Here is a 551-nt window from a genome sequence, read left to right as displayed (position 1 = left end):
CCCCTTCATGGAGGAGTACGGCTTCGACCCCGACTGGCGGGTGAAGGACTTCGTGCGCGGCACCCTGCGGCTGGAGGGCTGGTCGGACGCCTGGTCCGACATCTTCCGCACGGTGGAAAGCCTGCCGCCGGGCGACGAGGGCGAGCAGGTGCTGCGCGACCTGTCGGAACGGCTCTGGCAGGCGCACGCCTACGATCCCGGCGAGCCCGACCGCGTGGTGCTCTGCGTCAGCCTCGAGGCCACCCGCGAGGGCGCGCCCGTCTGGCACCGCACCTACGTCATGGACGCCTGGGGCGACGAGGACGGCACGGCGATGGGCCGGCTGGTGAGCCACATGGTGGCGCAGGCGGTGCGCTCGGTCGCGGCGGGCGAGATCGGGCCTGGCGTCTCGGCCGCGCCCTCGGACCCCGCGCTGGTGGCGCGCTGGATGGACGAGGTGGCACGCCTCGCCCAGCATCTCGAGATCGTGCACCACGCCTGACACGACGAGGGCGCGCCGCGCGGGCGCGCCCCTGATCCTGTCGCAGTCGCGAAACGGGCGAGATCACTCG

1 protein-coding gene is annotated in these 551 nt (G+C 73.3%); it reads left to right on the top strand.

Annotated elements, in window-relative coordinates; all coding sequences use genetic code 11:
* The coding region (locus AB6A65_RS16505; protein WP_371039482.1) for a saccharopine dehydrogenase C-terminal domain-containing protein at positions 1-481 on the top strand (481 nt) is incomplete at its 5' end.
* Positions 482-551: the final 70 nt, after the last annotated feature.

It is taken from the genome of Rhodosalinus sp. FB01, from assembly GCF_041365715.1.
Lineage (GTDB): Bacteria > Pseudomonadota > Alphaproteobacteria > Rhodobacterales > Rhodobacteraceae > Rhodosalinus.
The sequence above is the reverse complement of the archived record's forward strand: the minus strand, read 5'-3'. Positions and strand labels throughout refer to the sequence as shown.